The sequence below is a fragment of the Sphingobium sp. FW306-1B-F04DB genome, from assembly GCF_058781925.1.
Genome location: NZ_JBYSXE010000006.1, coordinates 64,411 through 79,362, shown reverse-complemented (window position 1 = coordinate 79,362; position 14,952 = coordinate 64,411). Strand labels below are relative to the sequence as shown.

Genomic DNA, 14,952 nt, shown 5'->3' with positions numbered 1-14,952 from the left:
GAATTCACCGTGGCCCAGCCGCTCATGCCCCATGCGACTGCCTCCTGGCTGGTCGATAATACCGCGCTCAGCTTTGAGCAGATCGCCGAGTTTTGCGGGCTGCATATCCTCGAGGTGCAGGCGATTGCCGACGACACCGCTGCGACCAAGCTCACCGGCCGCGATCCCGTCCGCGCGCACGAACTGACGATGGACGAGATCGAGAAGGGGCAGAGCAACCCCAATTACCGGCTCGTCATGTCCAAGGGCCCGGACCAGATCCGCCGTACCAAGGGGCCGCGCTACACGCCCGTGTCCAAGCGCCAGGACAAGCCCGACGGCATCGCCTGGATCATCCGCAACCACCCCGAGATTTCGGATGGCGCGATCGGCAAGCTCATCGGCACGACGCGCACCACGATCCAGGCGATCCGGGAGCGCAGCCACTGGAACATCGCCAATATCGTCCCCAAGGATCCCGTGACGCTGGGCTTGTGTTCGCAGCGCGAACTCGACGTGCTGGTGGCCAAGGCCGCCAAGAAGGCCGGCCTCGAGGCGCCGACCGACAGCCGGATCGAGGGCGATCGTGCCGCGCTGATCGAGGAACTGCGCGCCGAGCGTGACGCCGCTGCACGTGAGGCCGATGCCGCGCTCCATGCCGAGGAACATGGCGCACAGCCGATCGAGCATACAGCGGACAGCCTCTTCAAGAAGTGAGCAGCACGCGATCCTCGCCCGATGCGTCGCTGACGCAGGATGAGAGTTTTGTCGCAACGAGCCACAAGCCCGTCCGGAGCGACGCCGCAGGCGGCGTCGAAGGGGGGCTGACCTATCCGCTCGGGCGTTTTGCGCCCGAGCCGGGCCAACTCCACCGGCTCGACGGCGGTGTGCGCTGGATACGGATGCCACTGCCCGGATCGCTCGGCCACATCAATTGCTGGCTGCTCGACGATGCCGATGGCATCGCGATCGTCGACACCGGCATCCGCAGCCAGGTCTCGCGCGATAACTGGGACGCCGTATTCGCGGGTGAGCTAGCGGGTGAGCGCGTAACGCGGGTGCTCGGCACGCATCTGCATCCCGATCATGTCGGGCTGGCCGGCTGGCTCGCCGAGCGTTTCGACGTGCGCATCTGGATGACGCGCGGCGAATGGCTGACGATCCAGATGCTTTATGCCGATGCGCGCGACGCGGTGCCCCACGAGGTCAATGCGATGCGCCGTGCGGCTGGCTGGTCCGAGGCGCAGATCGCCGAAGCCGCCGTCGATGGCTGGGGGCGCATCCGCAAGATCATGGCGCCATTGCCGCTCAGCTATCGCCGGATGCGTGATGGCGATGTTCTCGATTTCGGCGCTGACCAATGGCGCGTGGTCACCGGGTCGGGGCATAGTCCCGAACATGCCTGCCTGCTCAATGAGGCAGCGGGCGTGCTCATCTCGGGCGATCAGGTACTGCCCAGGATCAGCTCCAACGTCTCTCTGGGCGTCACCGAACCCGAAGCCGATCCGCTGGGCGAGTGGCTGGCCTCGATCGAAAAACTGCTCGCCCTGCCCGACGATCTGCTCGTGCTCCCCGCGCATGGCGAGCCCTTTCGCGGGCTTCATGCGCGCCTCAAGGCGCTGCGCAGCGAGCATCACACGCGGCTCGACGAGCTTGCGGAGTTTCTCGCCGAGCCACGGCGCGCGGTGGACTGTTTTACGCGGCTCTTCCGGCGCAAGATCGACAGCGGCATCCTCGGCCTCGCGACGGGCGAGGCGCTCGCGCATCTGCGGCATCTGGAGGTCACAGGCCGTGCGGTGCGCGACACGCATGACGGCGTCTGGTGGTATCGGGCGGCTTGACCCGGTTCATGGCGTGCCTACACTCCTGTCAATGAGTACACCCGACCCCATCTGGAAAACGCATTACAATCACCCCACCAGCTGGGATCAGAGCTTTCCGCCGCAATCGCTGCCCCAAATGTTCGAGGAAAGCGCGGCAGCGCACGGATCGTCCGATCTGATCGACTTCATGGGCCGGCGCTACAGCTACGCCGAGACGCAGGGCGGCGTGAACCGGGTCGCTTGCGGCCTCAAGGCGATGGGTATCGGCAAGGGCGACCGGGTCGGCCTGTTCCTTCCCAACGTGCCGCATTATCTAGCCGCCTATTATGGGGCGCTCAAGATGGGCGCGACCGTGGTCAATTTTTCGCCGCTCTATACCGTCGAGGAGCTCGCGCATCAGGTAGCGGATTCGGGAACGCGCGTGCTGTTCACCTTGTCCGCCAAGGCGTTGCTGCCGACCGCGCTCAAGGTGATGGAGCAAAGTGCGCTCGAGCATGTCATCCTTGGCTCGATTGCGGGCGTGCTGCCGCTCGGCAAGTCGATTCTCTACCGGCTTTTCAGACGCAGCGAGGTCGCCGAGGCCCCGCGCAGTGACCCGCGCGTCATCGGCTTTTCGCAGCTCATCGCCAATGACGGCAAGTGCGCCTGCGCCCCGATCGATCCGGTCAACGACGTTGCGCTGATCCAATATACAGGCGGCACCACCGGAACGCCCAAGGGTGCGATGCTGACGCACCAGAATCTCAGCGCCAATGCACGGCAGGTCGATCTGCTCGATCCCGATCCGAACGCCCCCGATCGCATCGTCGGCGTACTGCCCTTTTTCCATGTCTTCGCCAATACATGCGTGCTCAACCGCACGGTCCATCGCGGCGGCCTGATCGCGATGCTGCCCCGCTTCGACGCGGCACAGACGCTGGCGCTGGTCGAGCGCGTCAAGGCGACAGCACTGCCTGGCGTGCCGACCATGTATCAGGCGCTGCTCGACCATCCCCATATCGACCGCACCGATTTTTCCTCGCTCCGGGTCTGCATCTCGGGCGGTGCGCCGTTGCCGGCCGAGGTGAAACATAAGTTCGAAGGGCGCACCGGCGCCAGGGTCGTCGAGGGTTATGGCCTTACCGAGAGTTCGGGGGTTGTTTCGACCAATCCCTATGACGCGCTCAACAAGCCCGGCACGATCGGCCAGCCGATCCCTGGCACGCTTGTAAAGCTGGTCGACAAGGAGGATCCGACGCAGCCGCCGCCGCAGGGACAGCCGGGCGAACTCGTCTTTTCGGGGCCGCAGGTGATGAAGGGCTACTGGAACCGCCCCGACGCCGATGCCGAAGTGTTCGTCGACGGCTTCCTGCGTACGGGCGATGTCGCCGAGATCGATGAGGACGGCTATATCCGCATCGTCGATCGGCTGAAGGACATGATCGCGGTCGGTGGTTTCAAGGTTTTTCCGAGCCAGATCGAGGCCATTCTCTACGCCAATCCGGCGGTGAGGGAGGCGCTCGTGATCGGCGTGCCCGATGCCTATCATGGCGAGATGCCCAAGGCTTTCGTCACGCTGGCCGATGGTGCCAAGATCGACGGTGAGGCGCTCAAGACATGGCTCAATCCGCAGTTGGGCAAGCACGAGCGCGTGGTGGCAGTGGAGATCCGCAAGAACCTGCCCAAGACGCTGGTCGGCAAGCTGAGCCGCAAGGAACTGGTGGCCGAGGAAAAGGCGCGCGCGGCGTCGGCCTGAACTTCGCGTCTGCATTCGCGATTTGCCGCCAAGTTCGTGATTTGTGACGCTTGACCCCCGCCTGAGCCGTCGCCACAAGCGAAAACCATGGGACAGGAACCGGATGCCATTGCTGAACTGTCGTTCGAGGACGCGCTGAAGCGGCTCGAGGCTATCGTTTCGCGCCTCGAAAGCGGGGAAGCGTCACTTGACGAGTCGATCACCCTCTATGCCGAGGGCGACAGACTGCGCGCGCGCTGCGAGGCGCGCCTTGCCGAAGCGCAGGCGCGGATCGAGAAGATTAGTTTGGGCCAGGACGGCCGTCCCGCGGGAACCCAGCCTTTCGATGCCGGCTGACAGCATCATGACGCGCGCGCCGATCGATCTGGCACGGGTGCTGGAGCAGATCGCCGTCGATATGGACCGACAGTTCGATCTGCTGTTGCGGGTCCCCGAAGATCCGCGCCGTCAGCTTTTCCAGGCGATGCGCCATGCAGCGATCGGCGGAGGCAAGCGGATGCGCCCGCTGCTGACGGTGGCGACTGCCGAGATGTTCAATGTCGACCGGGAGCGCGCGCTGCGCGCGGCAACCGCGGTCGAGTGTATTCATGTCTATTCGCTGGTCCATGACGATCTGCCCGCGATGGACGATGACGACATGCGCCGCGGCAAGCCGACGGTGCACAAGGCCTTTGATGAGGCGACCGCGGTGCTGGCGGGTGATGCACTCCACGCGCTCGCCTTCGAGATTCTCGCCGATGAGTCAACCAGCCTCGACCCCTTCGTCTGCGCCGAGCTGGTGTTCGAACTCGCGCGCGCAAGCGGCCCCAATGGCATGGCCGGTGGCCAGATGATGGACTTGGCCGCCGAACATCAGAGCTTCGACCTGCCGACGGTCACGCGCCTCCAGCAGCTCAAGACTGGCGCGCTCATCGGCGTCGCGGTCGAGGCCGGCGCGATCCTGGGTCGCATCCCGCCTGAGGGGCGCACGGGGCTGCGCGGTTATGCGCGCGATATTGGGCTGGCGTTCCAGATCGCCGACGACATTCTCGACGTCGAAGGCAATGCCGACCTTGCCGGCAAGACCCTCAACAAGGACATCGCGGCGGGCAAGGCGACCTTCCTCTCGCTGCTCGGCGTGGAACGGGCACGCGCGCAGGCGAACCTGCTCGTGGAGCAGGCAATCCACCATCTGCACGGTTTTGGTCATGAAGCCGATATACTGCGCGCGGTCGCGCGCTATGTCGTTGAAAGGGATCGTTGATGAGCGAACGTGTAGGCGTTTACCCGGGGACGTTCGACCCGATCACGCTCGGGCACATGGACATCATCCGCCGTGGTGCCAAGCTCGTCGACCGGCTTGTGATCGGCGTGACCACCAACCCCTCCAAGACGCCGATGTTCTCGCTCGAGGAACGGATGGACATGGTTCGCCGCGAAGTCGCGTCGATCGGCGGCGACATCCACGTGGTCTCGTTCAATTTGCTGCTGATGGATTTTGCCGAGCGCGAGGGCGCATCGATGATCGTGCGCGGTCTGCGCGCCGTGGCCGACTTCGAATATGAGTATCAGATGGCTGGGATGAACCAGCAACTGAACGACCGGATCGAGACGGTCTTCCTGATGGCGGATGTTTCGCTGCAGCCCATTGCGTCGCGGCTGGTCAAGGAAATCGCGCTGTTTGGCGGCAATATCTCGCGTTTCGTGACGGCGGCCGTAGAGGCGGAAGTGAAGGCACGTGTTGCACAACTTGGCCCGAAGGGCGACTGAGCGTTCAGCGAGCTTTCAGCCCGCCGCGCTATTGCGGCGGTGAGCAATTGGTTCTGGGGATTGGAAAGAACAGCATGAAATCGACATTCTTCGTGGCGGCCACGCTGGCCGGGCTGATCGCAGGCCAGGCAGCGATCGCACAGGACCAACGGCCGTCGCCTACAACCCTGCCCATACCCGCGCCTGCCCCCGCTCCGGCCACCGACCAGCAGAATCTGCTCAATCTCGATCTGTCGACGGGCGGGCGCGTCGTTGTCCAGCTGCGCCCCGATGTGGCGCCCAACCATGTCCAGCGCATGAAGACGCTGGTCTGCCGCGGATTTTACGACGGCATCACCTTCCACCGCGTGATCGACGGCTTCATGGCGCAGACGGGCGACCCCACGGGCACCGGGCAAGGCGGATCCGACTTTCCCGACCTGAAGGCGGAGTTCAACCTGCTGCCGCATCTGCGCGGCACATTGTCGGCCGCGCGCACAAACGAGCCGGACACTGCCAACAGCCAGTTCTTCATCATGCTGATGCCGCGCACCACGCTCGACCGGCGCTACACGGTGTACGGCCGTGTCATCTCGGGCATGCAATATGTCGACGCAATCGAGAAAGGCGAGCCGCCCGCCAATCCCAGCAAGATCCTGAAGGCCACGCTGGCCGGCGGCTGCGAAGGCGTGCCGACGACGGCCCCGGCGCCTGCGCCGACAGCGCCCGTCACGCCCGCGCCTGCGCCGACAACGCCCGTCATGCCCGCGCCGACGGCGCCCGGCGCGCCCGAGGCCGCGCCGCCTGCGCCCGAGACTGCGCCGCCGCCCGCCGAGCCGACGACGCCCGAGGAGCCGGCCACGCCGCCGCAATAAGATGCGCGTCGATCTGTTCGACTTCGAGTTGCCGCCGGAGCGTATCGCGCTTCGGCCCGCAAGCCCGCGCGACAGTGCGCGGATGCTCGTGCTCCACGGTGCCGGGACGGCCGACCTTCACGTCAGCGACCTGCCTGGGCAGCTGCGCGCGGGCGACTTGCTTGTCTTCAACGACACGCGCGTCATCCCCGCCCAGCTCGAAGGCGTCCGCGGCCAGGCGCGGATCGGCGCAACGCTCCACAAGCGCGAGGGACTGAGGCGCTGGCGCGCCTTCATCCGCAACGCAAAGCGGCTGCGCGAGGGCGACGAGATCGACTTCGGTGCGGGCGTCTTCGCCACCGCCGCCGATCGCAGCCAGGACGGCAGCTTCGCACTCGACTTTGCGGGCGACGAGCCGGTCGAGGTCCTGCTCGAGCGCGCGGGCACGATGCCGCTGCCACCCTATATCGCGGGCAAGCGGCCCACCGACGCGCAGGACCGCGAGGATTACCAGACGATGTTCGCGCGCGAGGCGGGGGCAGTCGCGGCGCCCACCGCAGCGCTGCATTTCACACCGCGACTGATCGAGGCGCTCGGCTGGGCGGGGATCGAGAGCGCGACGCTGACGCTGCATGTCGGCGCCGGCACCTTCCTGCCGGTCAAGGTCGGCGATACCGAGGCGCACAGGATGCACGCCGAATGGGGGCGGATCGATGCAGCCACCGCTGACCGGCTCAATGCCGTGCGTGCCGGGGGAGGGCGACTGATCGCCGTCGGGACGACCTCGCTCCGGCTGCTCGAAAGCGCGGCCGGCGACGACAGGGTGATCCGACCCTTCGAGGGCGATACCGCGATCTTCATCACCCCGGGCTATCGCTTTCGGGCCATCGACGGGCTGATGACCAATTTCCATCTGCCGCGCTCGACGCTGTTCATGCTCGTTTCCGCACTGATGGGGCGCGAGCGGATGCAGGCGGCCTATGCACACGCTATCGCAAACGAGTATCGCTTCTACTCCTATGGCGACGCCAGCCTGTTAATTCCCGAAAGGAATGCCGAGTGATCAGAAAGACCGCCATCGGCCTGAGCGCGCTGATCCTCTGTGCGGGCGTCGGCGAGGCACGCAAGCCTCCCAAGATCGATCCGGCCTTGCTGAGCGCGCCCACCATATCGGCGACTCCCGTGGCGGTGATGGTTGCCGGCTTCGACCGCGACGGCGACGCCCGTGTCACGCGCGCCGAGTTCGACGCGGGACTCGAGCGGTCTTTCAAGCATGGCGACGTTAATGGCGACGGGCAGATCTCATTGCTCGAGCTCACCGGCTGGGCGCAGACCTGGCTTGGTAATGCGGGCGCGATCCCGGGGCAGTATGACTTTGACCGTGACGGTGACGACCGCATTTCCTCCGCCGAATACAAGACAGAGTTCGAGCGGCGCTTTGCAGAGCTCGACAGGGACAAGGACGGCGCGATCATCCGCTCCGAACTGATCACGCTGACCAGTCCGCGCTTCCAGCCACAGCAGCGCCGCACGCCCCCCAAGCAGCCGCCGCCGGAGAAGCAGCGCAACTAGCTGCCAATATAGTTGACATCGTCAAGTAATGAGCGCAGGGCGGTCGCATGACCGACCCTGCAATGAATGACGCTGTCACCGCCGTCCGCGCCTTCAACCGCTTCCACACGCGCTTTGCAGGCGTGCTGGAGCCGCATTATATGGGCAGCGAGCTCACCCTGGTCGAAGCGCGGTTGTTCTACGAGATTCTCAGTCGCGAGGTCCCACTGGCCTCAGGGCTGCAGGAAGCGCTTGGCCTCGACGCGGGTTATGCGAGCCGCATCCTCCGGCGGTTCGAGGCGAAGGGCTGGATCGCGCGTGGCCGCGGGACCGATGCGCGCAAGCGGCCGATCTTCGTGACCGAGGCGGGCAAAGCTATGTTCGCGGCGCTTGATGACCGCACGCGCGGCGCGACCGAACGCCAGCTCGAACCGCTGGGCCCTGCGGGACGGGCGACGCTGGTCTCGGCGCTCGACACCGCGCGCGCGCTTTTTGGCGACGTCAATGCGCGCGACTGGACACTGCGCACCTTTGGGCCCGGCGACATGGGAATGATCGCGGGCCGCCAGTCGGCACTCTATGCCGAGCACCACGGCTGGGGGCGCCCGATGGAGGTGCTTCAGGGCGAGATCACCACCAGTTTCCTGCGCGATTTCAAGCCGGGGCGCGAGCAGTGCTGGGTTGCCGAGCGCGCGGGCCGCATGCTCGGATCGATCTTCTGCTGCGATTCGGGCGACAATGCCGCGCAGCTTCGGCTGCTCTATGTCGAGCCCGATGCGCGCGGTCTCGGGATCGGGGAGGCACTGGTCCGCAACTGCGTCGATTTCGCGCGCGACGCCGGCTACGCCAAGATCTGGCTGTGGACGCACAGCGTCCTCTTGAGCGCGCGGCGCATCTACGCGGCGGCAGGCTTCGAAATCGTCTCGGTTGACATGCACGACGCCTTTGGCGAGCCCGAACAGGGCGAGACCTGGGAGTTGGCGTTGACGGGATGACGCGGCTATAGGCGCGCGGATGAGCGAAGCCCCCCGTTTCCAGTTCACCGTCTCCGCCACCGATGGCAAGGCGCGCACCGGCATGATCCGGATGCAGCGCGGCGAGATCCGCACGCCTGCCTTCATGCCCGTGGGCACCGCTGCCACCGTCAAGGCTGTGAAGCCCGAAACCGTCCGCGCGGTCGGCGCCGACATCATCCTCGGCAATACCTATCATCTGATGCTGCGCCCGGGCGCCGAGCGCATGGCAAAGCTGGGCGGGTTGCACGACTTCATGGGCTGGGAGCGCCCGATCCTGACCGACAGCGGCGGATATCAGGTGATGAGCCTGTCCGAACTGACCAAGGTGACCGAAGAGGGCGTTGCTTTCCGGAGCCATCTCGACGGATCGAAGCACATGCTCAGCCCCGAACGCTCCATGGAGATCCAGCGGCTCTTGGGATCGGACATCGTCATGGCGTTCGATCAGCTCGTCCCGACGACCGCGACGAAGGACAAGCAGGCCGCGGCGATGGAACGCTCGATGCGCTGGGCGCGGCGCTCGCGAGAGGGCTTCGACGCAGGTGGAGATCACGCCGCTCGTGCCGCGCTGTTCGGCATCCAGCAGGGCGCACTCGACGAAGCGCTGCGCAAGCAGTCGGCGGACGCGCTGATCGATATCGGGTTCGACGGCTATGCCGTGGGCGGGCTCGCGGTGGGCGAGGGGCAGGAGGCGATGTTTGGCTGCCTCGATTTCGCGCCCGACCAGCTTCCGCAGGACAAGCCGCGCTACCTGATGGGCGTCGGCAAGCCCGATGACATTGTCGGCGCGGTCGAGCGGGGCATCGACATGTTCGATTGCGTGCTGCCCACGCGCAGCGGCCGGACGGGGCAGGCGTTCACCTGGGACGGCCCGATCAATATCCGCAATGCTAAACATGCTGAGGATCTGAGCCCGCTCGACTCCGAATCGCCGACCGCGAGCTGGTCGCGTGCCTATCTGCACCATCTCGTCAAATCGGGCGAAATCCTGGGGGCGATGCTGATGACCGAGCACAATCTCTGGTTCTACCAGCGGCTGATGCAGGAATTGCGCGCGGCGATCGCGGAAGGGCGGTTGCAGGCGTTCGCCGACGGATTCCGCGCACGTTACACCGCGGCACGCAACGGCAATGGCTGAGCCGATCCTGCTGCGCGGTGCCGATGCGCTCGCGCGGGCGGGCGCCGAGGAGATCACCGCGCTGACCGCGGCGGCGACGCGATCCACCTTCTATCGCGATGGGCTGACCATCGATGAAGTGGCGGCGATCCGGCGTGTGGTAGAGATTAGCGCGCCGTGCTGTATCGCGGCCGCCGAAAACGACCATCAGCTCTATGTCGCCGCATTCGTCGGGGCTCGGCTGGCGGGTTATGTGATCGCGACGCGTCATGCGGCGGACAACCTCGAACTTGACTGGATGATGGTTGATCCCGCGAGCCAGGGAACGGGCGTCGCTGCGAAGCTGATGGAGGCCGGCATCGACTGGCTCGGCGCCGACAAGGCCCTCTGGCTCAACGTCATCGCGCACAACACCCGCGCGATCGCCTTCTACCGGCGCTTCGGCTTCGAGATCGATCCCGATGCGAAGACCGCGCATGTCGTACCGCACCTCATCATGCGGCGCGGCTGATCCTTGATCGACGCCCGGTTTCCTGAAGGTCATGAAAGTTCGGGTGCGGAAAAAATCCCCTCGATCAGTACGACTGGATTGGTCGGATTTTTCGATCAATTCCTTTCCTCTCCACTCGCTCGAAGAGCCGATTGCCGAAGGAGCGCGATAGCCAGTTAAGACTGTGATTCGCACGGGAGGCGAGCAGATGACTGGATCGAGCGAACGGAACGGCGCCGGAGCCTGGAATTATTGGGGGATCGCGCGGTGGACCGTGGCATTGGCTTTGCTGCTCACACCGCTGGTGATAATGCAGATCAGCGACGAATAACACTGGACCGTCGGCAGCTTCCTCTTTGCCGGTATCATGATTGTTGTGGTCGGGCTGATCTACGAGCTTGCCGAAAGGGCCAGCGGAAGCCGGGCCTACCGTGCGGGAGTTGCCGTCGCGCTCGTGGCGTCGGTTCTGACCGTGTGGACCACACTTGTTCGCGATGATGGCACTGGCGTCAGCTTTTTCCTGCTGATCATGGCGGCGGTGGTAGGTGGGTTCTCCGCCTGGTTTCGGCCCGCAGGCATGGCGCGGGACTATGCTTGGCGTTGCGATCATGCAGGCATGGCTCAGCATAGCCATTGCGACCGCGCCTTCGACCGCGAGCGTGCCGGATGGCTCGTTCAAGGCTTTATTGTTTGGCGGTTTCTTCGCAGCGCTGTGGCTAATGTCGGCAACGTTTTTTCGCGCCGCAGCGAAAGGGGATCACAAGGCGGCTGCGGCGCATTAGGCATTGGCGGCTGCGCGCTATGCGAGCCCAATGCCACGCTGTTTGCTATGCTCGGCTAGCGGCGGCCGTGGCCATGTGGAAATGGACGAAGTCTGAGGAACGTCCACCCCATGGCTTTCCACGACCTTGCGGACATTCCGGCCCAGGGCGCTAAAGTGCTGGCATGATCAGACGATTCGTTTCGCTGGCACTGCTCTGTGCGTTCGCGGCGCCAGCCTTCGCACAGGGGGTTGCACCCGCGCGGGCCCCCCAGGCGTCCGCTCCCCAGGGCGAGACGGTGCGCGTGCGGCTGGAGACGAGCGAGGGGCTGATCGTGCTCGAGCTGGAAAAGGCGCGGGCACCCGTTACCACCGCCAATTTCCTGCGCTATGTCGACCAGAAGCGGCTCGACGGCACCAGCTTCTACCGCGCGATGAAGTCGGGCGATGTCGGGCTGATCCAAGGCGGCGCGCGCGGCGAGCACAAGCGTGTGCTGCCCGCGATCGTTCATGAACCCACCACGGCGACGGACATCAGGCACGAGGATGGCACGATCTCGATGGCGCGCTATGCGCCCGGCACCGCAACGGGCGATTTTTTCATCACGATAGGCGCGATGGCCTCGCTCGACGCCGATCCCGCCGCGCAGGGCGACAATGTCGGCTTTGCCGCGTTCGGGCGCGTTGTCGAGGGGATGGACGTCGTCCGCCGCATCCTCGCCGCGCCAACATCCCCGACCGAGGGCGAGGGTGTGATGAAAGGGCAGATGCTCGCCAGCCCCGTGAAGATCGTCGCGGCGCGGCGGGTGGCGCCGCAATAATGGCCCATGTGCTCGTCTGGGAATTCCACGCGCCCGCGATGCGCGTTGCGGAATTCGAGGAGGCCTATGGCCCCGACGGCCCCTGGGCGAAGTTGTTCGCGCGCGCCGACGGTTATCTGGGCACCGAGCTGCTACGCTGCACCGAGAGGCCGGGCCGCTATCTGACAATCGACCGCTGGGAATCCGAAACCGCGTTCGAGCTGTTCAAGCGCGTGTTCGGCGCCGAATATCTCGCGCTCGACAAGAGCCTCGAAGGGATCGCCGCGATCGAAACGCGGATCGGGGCGTTCAGCGACTGATCGGCCCCCCGCGCCAAATCGGCATCGCGCGTTCGCCCAGCGATACCTCGAATCCCGCCCGGGCGATCAGACTCGTCGAGTTGAGCGTGGGGAGTGGAGACACCTCCGGACTGATGAGCAGGGGGATCTCGGTGCAGACCAGCGCGACCGCGTCGCAGCCCTCTGCCTTCATCCGCTCGATGATCCCGAGATAGGTGCCGCGCGCGGAATCGGTGACGATGCCGTTGCAAAGCTCCTCGAAGATAATGCGGTTGACGACCTCGCGCTCAGCCGGCTCGGGGATGCGGTGCTCGATGCTGCGCGCGCCGAGCGCGCGGGGATAGACTGGTCCCTCCATCGTATAGGCGGTGCCGAGGATGGCGACGCGGCGATAGCCCTGCGCTACGGCCTCGTCGGCGACGACCTCGGCGATGTTGAGTCCGGGCAGCGCGAAATCGGGGCCGGGCGCCTCGAGCGCGATATGCGCGGTGTTGTCGGGGCAGATGAAGAACTGCGCTCCCGCCGCCTTCAGCCGATCGATGCTGCGAGCCATTGTGACGCGGACAGTCTCATGGTCGCCCGAATCCCAGGCGGGCATCGAGCGCCCCATCGGCACATAATCGAGGGTGAGATCGGCATGGTCATGGACGCCGAAGCGCTCATGACCGAGGTGGCAGAAGGTCAGGTAGCAGAGCGCCGAGCCGTCGGGGCTGTGCGCGAGAATGCCGGTATGGATCATGGTGCCGCCAGCCCCCGTTCAGCGTCGCCCCAACTCCTGCCAAGGCGACATCTCGAGATTGCAGTGCGGAGAAGCTAGGCGCGGGCCGGCTGGCCGGCAAGTCAGCTGCAGAGCTTGACGCTGAGAAAGCCCGGCACCGGCCCGTTCCAGCCGTCATCGGGCTCCTCATCCCGCGGCGCGTGTCGTGGCGCGCGCTGTGGCCTGGCCTCGTCGCGCGCCTTTTTCCGAGGCTCTTCGGCGGCGCGGTCGACCTTGTCAGCCTTCCTGGCCTTTGCCTTAGGCGCCTTTTCCTGGGGCTCTTCGACCGCGGCGGGTTTGCGGACGCGCTCGATCTTCTGACCGATCAACTTCTCGATATTCTCGATCGCCTCGACATCGTCTTTTGTGATGAAAGTGAAGGCCTTGCCCGTCGCGCCAGCGCGGCCGGTGCGGCCGATGCGATGGACATAATCGTCCGGATGCCAGGGGGCATCGAAGTTGAAGACGTGGGACACGCCCTTCACGTCGAGGCCGCGTGCGGCGACATCGGAGGCGACGAGCAGGTTGATCTCGCCCTTCTTGAATAGCTCGAGTTCAGCGAGGCGCGCGGGCTGGTCCATGTCGCCATGGATCTCGCCGGCCTTGTAGCCGTGGCGCTTCAGGCTCTTGGCGAGATCGCGCACTGTGGTCTTGCGGTTGCAGAAGATGATCGCGGTGTTGACGTCCTCGGCGTCGATCAGCGAGCGCAGCGCCTCGCGCTTCTTGCGCGCGTCGACATCGACCAGTCTCTGCGTGATCTGCAGGTTGGCGCTCGCGGGACGCGAAACCTCGATCGACTTGGGATTGGTCAGGAACTTGTCGGCCAGCTTCTTGATCGGCGGCGGCATCGTCGCCGAGAACAGCAGGGTCTGTCGCGTCTTCGGCAGCTTGGTGCAGATTTCCTCGATATCGGGGATGAACCCCATGTCGAGCATCCGATCGGCCTCGTCGATCACGAGCAGGCCGCAGCCGGTCAGGAGGATGTTGCCGCGCTGGAACAGATCCATCAGCCGGCCTGGCGTGGCGATGAGGACGTCAACGCCCTTTTCGAGAGCCTTGATCTGATCGCCCATCGACACGCCGCCGATCAGCAGCGCCATCGAGAGCTTGTGATATTTGCCGTATTTTTCGAAATTCTCGGCGACCTGCGCCGCAAGCTCGCGCGTCGGTTCGAGGATCAGCGAGCGCGGCATACGCGCGCGGCTGCGGCCATGCGCGAGGATGTCGATCATCGGAAGGACGAACGAGGCGGTCTTGCCCGTGCCCGTCTGCGCGATGCCGATCAAGTCCTTCATCATGAGGACCGGTGGAATCGCCTGGCGCTGGATCGGCGTTGGCTCGGTGTAGCCCGACTCGGTCACCGCGCGCAGAAGTTCGTCTGAAAGGCCGAGATCGGCAAAGCTCATAATGTTTCCGGAAATACAGGCGGGCCAAGTTGCCGCCGACTGAGCGTGCGCGTGACCGAAAACCCTTCGATTGTCAAGATTTCAGCGGTCGGGGACCAGCGTGCGGAAGCGCGAAATCTCGCACTGGCCGCCCGAGCGCGAATGGATCATGTCGCGTTCGGCGCACATTTTTCCGTCCTGGGTGGGTTTGATGTAGAAACCTTCGTAGAAATCGAGCGCGGGACAATCGTCGCCGAGTTTGGCGCGCATGCGCGTGCCGCCGCGCAGCACCAGGTCGACACTGTCGCGCGCGTTAACCGCGGCACCCGCAAGCGATTTCAGCGGAATGCAGCGCGGCGCCTTCTTTTCCTTCCACTTCGTCTCGGGCACCTGCGGCATGATCTTGTTGCTCGCGGTGAGCGCATTGGCAGGGGCGCGTCGCTGCTTCTGCGTCTGGACGCGGATGATCACCTGCTCGCGCACCGTGACCTGCGCAAGGCGTTGCGGCGATTGCGCGCGCGCGCTCGACTCCGCAGCAACGGATGCAGCGCCGCTTCCCGCCACCAAAACAACGGCGAGGCGAAGGCCAGTCAAGTATCGAGTCTCATGTCTGCCACCCCATGACGCTACTCGGTTGAACGCGCGATTAATTCCCTTG

General features: G+C 65.2%; 18 protein-coding genes. 15 read left to right on the top strand and 3 right to left on the bottom strand.

Annotation, left to right across the window (positions count from 1 at the left end):
- Nucleotides 1-9: 9 nt before the first annotated feature.
- The 15 genes from AC3WJD_RS05365 (at nt 10) to AC3WJD_RS05295 (ending at nt 12,173) form a co-directional block, all read left to right on the top strand.
- Nucleotides 10-696: a DUF1013 domain-containing protein gene (locus AC3WJD_RS05365; RefSeq protein WP_492745212.1), complete on the top strand. Its 687-nt coding sequence runs from the start codon at nt 10-12 to the stop codon at nt 694-696.
- Nucleotides 693-1,820: an MBL fold metallo-hydrolase gene (locus AC3WJD_RS05360; RefSeq protein WP_492745210.1), complete on the top strand. Its 1,128-nt coding sequence runs from the start codon at nt 693-695 to the stop codon at nt 1,818-1,820. Before AC3WJD_RS05365 ends, AC3WJD_RS05360 begins: the two co-directional genes overlap by 4 nt.
- 31 nt (nt 1,821-1,851) lie before the next feature.
- Nucleotides 1,852-3,537: a long-chain-fatty-acid--CoA ligase gene (locus AC3WJD_RS05355; protein ID WP_492745208.1), complete on the top strand. Its 1,686-nt coding sequence runs from the start codon at nt 1,852-1,854 to the stop codon at nt 3,535-3,537.
- A gap of 87 nt (nt 3,538-3,624) precedes the next feature.
- The gene (locus AC3WJD_RS05350; protein ID WP_492745206.1) at nt 3,625-3,873 is read left to right on the top strand and encodes an exodeoxyribonuclease VII small subunit; all 249 of its coding nucleotides are present in this window, start codon (nt 3,625-3,627) and stop codon (nt 3,871-3,873) included.
- Between the two features lie 7 nt (nt 3,874-3,880).
- Complete coding sequence (locus AC3WJD_RS05345) at nt 3,881-4,780, top strand: polyprenyl synthetase family protein (RefSeq protein WP_492745272.1); 900 nt, start codon at nt 3,881-3,883, stop codon at nt 4,778-4,780.
- Nucleotides 4,780-5,286 carry a pantetheine-phosphate adenylyltransferase gene (gene coaD / locus AC3WJD_RS05340; protein WP_492745204.1) on the top strand — a complete coding sequence of 169 codons (507 nt, stop codon included), beginning with the start codon at nt 4,780-4,782 and terminating at the stop codon, nt 5,284-5,286. The genes AC3WJD_RS05345 and coaD overlap by 1 nt, the downstream gene beginning before the upstream one ends.
- Nucleotides 5,287-5,360: 74 nt before the next feature.
- Nucleotides 5,361-6,140, top strand: coding sequence for a peptidylprolyl isomerase (locus AC3WJD_RS05335; protein ID WP_492745202.1), 780 nt, complete (start codon nt 5,361-5,363; stop codon nt 6,138-6,140).
- A gap of 1 nt (nt 6,141) precedes the next feature.
- Complete coding sequence (gene queA / locus AC3WJD_RS05330; RefSeq protein WP_492745200.1) at nt 6,142-7,182, top strand: tRNA preQ1(34) S-adenosylmethionine ribosyltransferase-isomerase QueA; 1,041 nt, start codon at nt 6,142-6,144, stop codon at nt 7,180-7,182.
- Nucleotides 7,179-7,691 (top strand): EF-hand domain-containing protein, encoded by a 513-nt coding sequence (locus AC3WJD_RS05325; RefSeq protein WP_492745198.1) that lies wholly within the window; start codon nt 7,179-7,181, stop codon nt 7,689-7,691. Before queA ends, AC3WJD_RS05325 begins: the two co-directional genes overlap by 4 nt.
- Nucleotides 7,692-7,738: 47 nt before the next feature.
- Nucleotides 7,739-8,665, top strand: a complete 927-nt coding sequence (locus AC3WJD_RS05320; protein ID WP_492745196.1) for a bifunctional helix-turn-helix transcriptional regulator/GNAT family N-acetyltransferase — start codon at nt 7,739-7,741, stop codon at nt 8,663-8,665.
- Between the two features lie 19 nt (nt 8,666-8,684).
- Nucleotides 8,685-9,824 carry a tRNA guanosine(34) transglycosylase Tgt gene (gene tgt / locus AC3WJD_RS05315; RefSeq protein ID WP_492745195.1) on the top strand — a complete coding sequence of 380 codons (1,140 nt, stop codon included), beginning with the start codon at nt 8,685-8,687 and terminating at the stop codon, nt 9,822-9,824.
- Complete coding sequence (locus tag AC3WJD_RS05310; protein WP_492745194.1) at nt 9,817-10,314, top strand: GNAT family N-acetyltransferase; 498 nt, start codon at nt 9,817-9,819, stop codon at nt 10,312-10,314. The genes tgt and AC3WJD_RS05310 overlap by 8 nt, the downstream gene beginning before the upstream one ends.
- A gap of 346 nt (nt 10,315-10,660) precedes the next feature.
- Complete coding sequence (locus tag AC3WJD_RS05305) at nt 10,661-11,134, top strand: hypothetical protein (protein WP_492745192.1); 474 nt, start codon at nt 10,661-10,663, stop codon at nt 11,132-11,134.
- A gap of 104 nt (nt 11,135-11,238) precedes the next feature.
- Nucleotides 11,239-11,874 carry a peptidylprolyl isomerase gene (locus tag AC3WJD_RS05300; RefSeq protein WP_492745190.1) on the top strand — a complete coding sequence of 212 codons (636 nt, stop codon included), beginning with the start codon at nt 11,239-11,241 and terminating at the stop codon, nt 11,872-11,874.
- Complete coding sequence (locus AC3WJD_RS05295) at nt 11,874-12,173, top strand: antibiotic biosynthesis monooxygenase family protein (RefSeq protein ID WP_492745188.1); 300 nt, start codon at nt 11,874-11,876, stop codon at nt 12,171-12,173. The genes AC3WJD_RS05300 and AC3WJD_RS05295 overlap by 1 nt, the downstream gene beginning before the upstream one ends.
- Here the strand turns inward: AC3WJD_RS05295 and AC3WJD_RS05290 are convergent.
- From AC3WJD_RS05290 to AC3WJD_RS05280, 3 genes are all read right to left on the bottom strand, one after another.
- A complete protein-coding gene (locus AC3WJD_RS05290) occupies nt 12,163-12,891 on the bottom strand; it encodes an aspartate/glutamate racemase family protein (RefSeq protein ID WP_492745186.1) in 729 nt (242 codons plus the stop codon). The two genes, AC3WJD_RS05295 and AC3WJD_RS05290, sit on opposite strands and share 11 nt — an antisense overlap.
- A gap of 101 nt (nt 12,892-12,992) precedes the next feature.
- On the bottom strand, nt 12,993-14,315 hold the full coding sequence (locus AC3WJD_RS05285) for a DEAD/DEAH box helicase (protein WP_492745184.1): 1,323 nt from the start codon (nt 14,313-14,315) through the stop codon (nt 12,993-12,995).
- An 81-nt stretch (nt 14,316-14,396) separates the two neighbouring features.
- Nucleotides 14,397-14,888, bottom strand: coding sequence for a hypothetical protein (locus AC3WJD_RS05280; RefSeq protein WP_492745182.1), 492 nt, complete (start codon nt 14,886-14,888; stop codon nt 14,397-14,399).
- Between the last annotated feature and the right edge of the window lie 64 nt (nt 14,889-14,952).

What these genes read in the sequence shown, in the direction of transcription:
- AC3WJD_RS05345 (WP_492745272.1), top strand. Translation starts at nt 3,881, where the DNA reads ATGACGCGCGCGCCGATCGATCTGGCACGGGTGCTGGAGCAGATCGCC.
- queA (WP_492745200.1), top strand. Translation starts at nt 6,142, where the DNA reads ATGCGCGTCGATCTGTTCGACTTCGAGTTGCCGCCGGAGCGTATCGCG.
- AC3WJD_RS05290 (WP_492745186.1), bottom strand. Translation starts at nt 12,891, where the DNA reads ATGATCCATACCGGCATTCTCGCGCACAGCCCCGACGGCTCGGCGCTC.
- AC3WJD_RS05300 (WP_492745190.1), top strand. Translation starts at nt 11,239, where the DNA reads ATGATCAGACGATTCGTTTCGCTGGCACTGCTCTGTGCGTTCGCGGCG.
- AC3WJD_RS05305 (WP_492745192.1), top strand. Translation starts at nt 10,661, where the DNA reads ATGATTGTTGTGGTCGGGCTGATCTACGAGCTTGCCGAAAGGGCCAGC.
- AC3WJD_RS05285 (WP_492745184.1), bottom strand. Translation starts at nt 14,315, where the DNA reads ATGAGCTTTGCCGATCTCGGCCTTTCAGACGAACTTCTGCGCGCGGTG.
- AC3WJD_RS05295 (WP_492745188.1), top strand. Translation starts at nt 11,874, where the DNA reads ATGGCCCATGTGCTCGTCTGGGAATTCCACGCGCCCGCGATGCGCGTT.
- AC3WJD_RS05320 (WP_492745196.1), top strand. Translation starts at nt 7,739, where the DNA reads ATGACCGACCCTGCAATGAATGACGCTGTCACCGCCGTCCGCGCCTTC.
- tgt (WP_492745195.1), top strand. Translation starts at nt 8,685, where the DNA reads ATGAGCGAAGCCCCCCGTTTCCAGTTCACCGTCTCCGCCACCGATGGC.
- AC3WJD_RS05350 (WP_492745206.1), top strand. Translation starts at nt 3,625, where the DNA reads ATGGGACAGGAACCGGATGCCATTGCTGAACTGTCGTTCGAGGACGCG.
- AC3WJD_RS05310 (WP_492745194.1), top strand. Translation starts at nt 9,817, where the DNA reads ATGGCTGAGCCGATCCTGCTGCGCGGTGCCGATGCGCTCGCGCGGGCG.
- coaD (WP_492745204.1), top strand. Translation starts at nt 4,780, where the DNA reads ATGAGCGAACGTGTAGGCGTTTACCCGGGGACGTTCGACCCGATCACG.
- AC3WJD_RS05335 (WP_492745202.1), top strand. Translation starts at nt 5,361, where the DNA reads ATGAAATCGACATTCTTCGTGGCGGCCACGCTGGCCGGGCTGATCGCA.
- AC3WJD_RS05355 (WP_492745208.1), top strand. Translation starts at nt 1,852, where the DNA reads ATGAGTACACCCGACCCCATCTGGAAAACGCATTACAATCACCCCACC.